This is a genomic window from Bifidobacterium aerophilum (assembly GCF_010667685.1).
Taxonomy (GTDB): Bacteria; Actinomycetota; Actinomycetes; order Actinomycetales; family Bifidobacteriaceae; genus Bifidobacterium; species Bifidobacterium aerophilum.
Genome location: NZ_WHZW01000013.1, coordinates 97,135 through 103,607, shown reverse-complemented (window position 1 = coordinate 103,607; position 6,473 = coordinate 97,135). Strand labels below are relative to the sequence as shown.

Annotated in this window: 3 protein-coding genes; 2 read left to right on the top strand and 1 reads right to left on the bottom strand. The window is 60.9% G+C overall.

The window, feature by feature from the left end; genetic code table 11:
- Positions 1–2,738 (top strand): bacterial Ig-like domain-containing protein (locus tag GFD25_RS07335; RefSeq protein WP_204314817.1); only part of this gene is annotated, 2,738 nt, incomplete at its 5' end.
- Positions 2,739–2,952: 214 nt separating this feature from the next.
- Positions 2,953–5,325, top strand: coding sequence for an alpha-L-arabinofuranosidase C-terminal domain-containing protein (locus GFD25_RS12480; protein WP_163231407.1), 2,373 nt, complete (start codon positions 2,953–2,955; stop codon positions 5,323–5,325).
- 78 nt (positions 5,326–5,403) lie between these two features.
- Here the strand turns inward: GFD25_RS12480 and GFD25_RS07325 are convergent, their stop codons facing one another.
- Entirely contained in the window at positions 5,404–6,447 is a 1,044-nt protein-coding gene (locus GFD25_RS07325; RefSeq protein ID WP_163231405.1) for a LacI family DNA-binding transcriptional regulator, read from the bottom strand.
- Positions 6,448–6,473: the final 26 nt, after the last annotated feature.

Genomic DNA, 6,473 nt, shown 5'->3' with positions numbered 1-6,473 from the left:
ATAGGTTTAGGCACCACCCATTCTGCCTAGAAGCCTCTAACTATTCCCACCCCTCCATCAGAACAGCAAACACGGTCTACGATTGGACGCTCATTGACAAGTACGTCAAGTGGGCGAAAAAATATGATCTGAAGATCGACTGGGTGTGGTTCGGCACCAACGGCTGCGGCGGTGCGGCGCTCGAATACGACCCGACCGGATGGGGATTCATGGCGCAGACCCCGCAGTGGACCCTGAAGAAGGACAGCAACGGCAAATACGTCTATTGGACCGATCTGAAGCCCAGCGTGGAACGGAACACCCCGTATATTCCGTCTGATCCGAAGGATCCTCATTACGAGTCGTCCAAATACCTCTTCGAGATGGAGAACAAGGCCGTCAGGGCCATGTTCGATCATCTGGCCCAGGTGGACACCACGCATCAGACCATCCTGTTCCAGGTGAACAACGAGGTCGACGGAGCCAAGAACTTCTTCAAGAACAACGAGACCTGGAAGAAGCTCTGCAACGAGCTTGCCGGACAGGTCAAGGAATCCGACTACGTGGTGGCGACGCGCATGAACTTCCACCGCGGCTATTGGGCCAACGGCATGAAGGACAACACCGGCCAGCACAAGGCTTTGGCGGAGTACGGTTCCCTGGAGAACATCGATATCATCGGACCGGATTCCTACGACCGCAATCTGGTGAATCAGCGCAACTATGCGGTGGACGCCGGCAAATACACGAGAAGCGGCATCGGACAGATCCCGGAAAGCTCGGGCAACAGCAACAACAAGTCCGGCCTGTATGCGGTCGTACTGCAGTCGGGCAATAGCGTGAGCTCCTGGCATCTGAACAATTCCCATGCGGCGAATGCGTCGTTCTCGTTCTACGGCGAGCCCAAGGACGGTTACGAATGGTATTACCAGTGGGTTCTCGGAACGATTCCGGAAATGCCGGTATCCGCCCAGCGGGCCACGAACTTCAATATCTCCATCAATAAGATGAACGAACTCATTTCGAGCCTGAACACCACCGACATGGCGGAGTTCAACTCGGGCATCGAAAGCCGAGGCCAGAAGGATCCGGACAAGCAGTACACCGGCACCAAGAAGCTTGGAGGACGCGACGTCACGTTCACCACTGATTCCGGTTCCGTGGCGTATGCCGCCTACGATCCCAAGACGCAAAGCACCTATGTGATGTCCGACGCCTTGGTGGACAGCGGCGATTCCGTGTTCAACCTCGGCAAGGGCATGAAGGCCACCGTCGGATATTTCGACAAGGAAGGATCCTGGGTGGAGACCGATCGCCGGGATGTGGCCGGCAACGGCGACATCGTGGTGAAGCCGACCGAGCTGGTCAGGGTGAGCACGGCCCCGACCGATGGCATCAACCGCGATGCGCTGGAGGACGCCATCAACGCGGCGGGCAAGTACACCGAAGGCGCATACACCGCTTCGACCTGGAACGCTCTGAGCAAGGCCCTGTCGGAGGCGAAGACGGTATATGACGCCAAGGATTCGACCCAAGCCCAGGTCGATGCCCAGACTCAGTCGCTGAATGCGGCGATCGACTCTCTCGAACAGAAGAAGGCAAAGGGTATCGCGGTCACCACTACGCCCACCAAGACCATCTATAAGGTCGGGGAGCGGTTCGACCCGAAGCGTCTCGCCATTACCGCCACGTGGAACGACGGCACGTCGACCCTATTGTCCGAAACGGAATACTCGTTGAGCGGCTTTGATTCCAAGACGATCGGCAAGAAGACCATCACGGTCGCGCTCAAGGGTTCCGATCCTCTGGTGACAACGACCTTCGCGGTTCACGTCAAGAACGAAGACGGGTCGATGGCCGACAAGGGCGATCTGCAGAGCCTTCTGGCCCAAGCCGCCCAGCTTGAGCAGATCATCGACAGTTATCCGGAAGAGCTTCGCCAGCCGTTCCTTGACGCGGTGCGCAAGGCGGGCGCGGTCAACGATAAGGTGAATGCGACTCAGGATGAGGTCGATGAGGCGCTGAAGCAGCTTCAGATCGCCATCAATACCCTGCTTGATTACTCGGATCCCGTCGACGGCATAACGATTACCAGTGCCCCGACGAAATCCACGTACAAGATCGGCGAGGAACTGGATCCGGCCGGTCTGGCGGTGATGGCCACGCGCAAGAGCGGCGAGCAAAGCCCCCTGTATGCTGAAGAATACACGCTTTCCGGGTTTGATTCCTCGGCCGCAGGCAAGGTCGCGGTGGTGGTGTCGCTGAACGCGAATCCCGCCAAAACCGCATCGTTCACAGTGACCGTGATCGCAGACGAGACGCCGGTGCGTCGAGACAAGCTGCAGGACGCGATCGATGCGGCGACCAGGCTGAACGAGTCGGACTACACGCAGCAGTCGTGGTCCGTGTTGGATCAGGCTCTGCGAAAGGCCCGGACGGTGCTCGCTGATTCCGATGCCTCGCAAGAGGAAGTGGACGCCGCGGCGGACGCCCTGAACGATGCGATCTCGGCTCTCGTCAAGATCAAGGACGAGGGCACTCCGTCAAAGCCGAGCGATCCCGGATCGGGCGATGGTCAGACCAAGCCGGGCAACGATCAGACCAAGCCGGGCGCCGACCAGAACAAGCCGGGCAACGATCAGGCCGGATCCTTGGAGAAGACCGGTTCCAGCGTCGTGCCGATGGCGGTGGCCGGCATGCTTCTCGCAGCCGTGGCGGTTGCTCTTTACGAAGTGAGCAGGCGGACGCGACGGCCGTGATGCCATGATGCATGTGCGGCAGGCGATCCGACGTGCAGGATTGCCTGCCACGATGCGGATGGGCGGTACAAACAGGGGGTGCGGTTCAGACGCGCCCCCTGTTTCCTGAATAACGAACATGAGGATTCTTCCGCCGGACCATTGGCAGGGCCGGGAAGCGGACCATCCTCCACGCATGATAAGACTGAACGAAAGCCGGAACATGATGAAACCAGTGTCCATCTCCGTCGCCGATGATGCGGCGGGAACGCCGATCAACCCGAACCGTTGGGGAATTTTCCTGGAAGACATCAGCATGTCGATCGATGGCGGCCTGAACTCGGATCTGGTGCGCAACGGCGCATTCGAATTCAGCGCCGCCGATTCGCCTCGATGGTCCTGGCGCACCGGCTGGCGGTTCCTGCATCGGGGGGATTCGGGCTTCCTGGATGCGACGGTGGACGTCGAGGATCCCGTCGCCCGGCAGAATCCCCATTACCTGTCCGTGCGTGTCACCGGCGGAACGACCTCCGCCGAGAACGAGGGGTACGATGGCATGCCCTTTGACGCGTGCAAGGATTATGAATTCACCGCGTGGGTGCGTGCACGATATGTCGAAGCGGGGGAGCCGGCGGAAGACATGCCGCAATCCGTCCGACTGTCGGTGCAGCTTACCGACGGGGCAGACGCCGTGCTCGCCCAACGTGTGCTGGATGTCCCGCTTGGACGAGGATGGGTGAAGGTCGAGCGGACACTGACCTCCGGGCGAACCTGTGACCGTGGCGCGTTGCGGCTGGTCGTGAACGATGACCACGCATGGCCGTGCGCGTCACGGCATGTCATTGTGGATGTCGATTGGGTGGGACTTCGCTCTGCGGAGCATGCGGCGAAATTGCCGATGTTCCGCAAGGATCTGGTTGACGCCCTTCGACGGCTGCACCCCGCGTTTCTGCGTTTCCCCGGCGGGTGCATCGCGCACGGCTATGCCGGCCTGGACAGCATCTACCAGTGGAAAACCACGATAGGGCCGGTGGAGCATCGCCGCCAGATGCCCACGGGGCGGGGAACCCACCAATCCATGGCCATCGGAATGCATGAATACCTGTTGTTGTGCGAGGCGATAGGGGCGCAGCCCGTTCCGGTGCTCGCCGCAGGGGTAAGCTGCCAATTCGCATTCGAGGGCGCGACGCCGATACCCATCGACCGCATGGACCAGTACATCCAGGACGTGCTTGATTTCATCGAATACGCCAATGGCGACGTCGATAGCGTCTGGGGCGGTCGGCGAGCCGCGAACGGGCATCCGCAACCGTTCAACCTGCGGTATCTGGGCCTCGGCAACGAGGACGCCATCAGCGACGTGTTCGAGGATCGTTTCAGCCGCATCCATCATGCGGTGCATGATGCGTATCCCGACATACAGGTCATCGGAACCCTGGGGCCGTTCATGGAAGGTGACGACCATGAACGCGGCCTGCGTCTGGCCCGACGTCTGAACCTGTCGATCGTGGATGAGCATGGCTATCGTTCCCCGCAGTGGCTGCTGTCCCATTTGGATCATTTCGACCATGTGGACAGGAATGGTGCCCGAATTTATTTCGGCGAGTATTCCGCACGGTCGAACGCCTTGGACGGAGCCTTGGCCGAAGCGGCGTTCATGGCCTCCATGGAGCGTAACGGCGATGCGGTGGCCATGGCCTCATACGCGCCGCTGCTGGCACGGGAGGGACATGAGCAGTGGAAGCCCAACCTGATCTACTTCAACGCTCGAACAGTGCACGAAACGCCGAATTATTGGGTTCAGTCCATGTTCGGCGAACATCGGACGGACACGGCGTTGCCGACATGCGTTTCGGGCGTTTCCGGCATGCGCAGGGCGTTCCCTGTCCGCATCGGGCTGCGCGCGACCGCCGAGCGCGCCGACTTCTCGGTAAGCGATGTCGTGGTGACGGACCGCGACTGCGATGATGCGAATGAGCCGCAGCGGATCCGTCTGAACGACGTCACCGTCCGTGACGGCGAATCCGAGCGTTTCCCCCTGGCGCTGGACGCGTCTTCGTACGACATCGACATGACCTTTGAACGTACCGATGGCGAGGGCGGTTTGGCCGTCTCCTTCGGGGACATCGAAGCCGGCGAATACGGCGAATGGTTCGTCGATTCATGGCAGAACCTGTACACGGGATTCAGGCGGGTCGGCGGAGGAATCCCCGATGAGCCATTGCCTCCTGTGGGTGGCGGAATAGTCGATGGAAAACGATACCGGCTCCACATCGAGGTTCGTGGATCCGACGGCACAGTGCGCGCGTTCCTGGATGGGCGCCTGCTGCAGGAATACCGTGACGATGGCGTCGAACGGCACGTCGTCGCCCAGGCGACGGCCGACAGCGCAACGGGCCGGATCTCCGTGAAGGTGATCAACGTCACCGAGGATACGCTCGACGCGAATATTCGCTTCTCGTCTCGCGGCGAGCGCTTCGGCGCCATTGCCGCCAGAGCGCTCGCGGGCGCCGAGGGGCCTGCCCCCATGCAATTGCGGGAGCGGCCGCTGGAACATGTGACGGTGCCTCCGAAGTCGCTGGTGGAGGTATTGATCGAACGCGCCTAGCTGAATCGCGAGCGTCGGTTCGTGATTCAGACGAGTGTGCGGAAAGCGTTTGTCGTCGCTTTCCGCACACGATATCGCTCATTCGGGCCACACGACGGTGGTGCCGCGACGGGTGATGCCCGTGGGCTCGATCAGATCGCAATGAGGGGCATCCGTCTTGCCGGACAGTCTCTCGAAGAGGATGCTCACCGCCTGAGCCGCCACATCCTGAGGACGTGTCGATACGTTGGTGACCGGCCATTGGAAGGACGTCGCCGACAGGTCGGAACAGTGGGAGACGACCGACAGATCGCGGCCCGGGACAAGACCCCGTTCGTTCAGGGTCCGAAGCAGCCACTCGGTCGGCCGGGGCTGTCTGACGATGATGCCCAGACGGTCGTCAGCATGCTGCAGCAACTGGTCCGCGCCGCGCTGGATGCCTGTCCAGCCATCCACGAGGCGCGGCACGATATTGAAGGTCAGGCCGCGTTGCTCGGCCCGCTCTCGGGCACCCGAAAAGAACTCATTGGCATACTGGAATTCATTCGCGTCGGATTCCATCTCATAGCCGACCATGGCGACGTGATGATGATTGGTGTCCGCCAATTCGTCCACGGCAAGACGCGCGGCCTCGCGCGCGTCGAAATCGACCACGTCAAGCCCCCTCGCGTTGTTGGGACGCCCGACCAATACCACGGGCATATTGAGATCCGCCGCGGTGGCGATCCGCTCGTCTTCGCGCCGCACGTCCATCAGGATGAACGCGTCGCAAATCGATTTTCCGGCAAGACGCTTCAGCGCGGAGGAGCCGTCATGCGTGGTGTTGATGATGACGTCGTAATCATGCCGGCGTGCCAGCTTCACGATCGCGTCGATGTACGGCGTGGTCTCGTTGGCGTCGAACGTCTCGTTCATCTCCGCGAACAGGGCGATGATGTTGGTCCGGTTCGTTTTGAGCGTGCGGGCCACGGCGTTGGGCTGGTAGTTCAGCTTGCGCATCGCGTCCTCCACGCGGCGTCTCGTCGCTTCGGCGACGACGCTTTTCCCGTTGATGACGAAGGATACCGTGCTTTGGGAGACACCGGCCAATGCCGCTACGTCCTTGCTGGTGGGCTGTCGGGTACCTGTATGTTTGACGGTCATATATCCTCTTGTGCGTAAGGGACGAT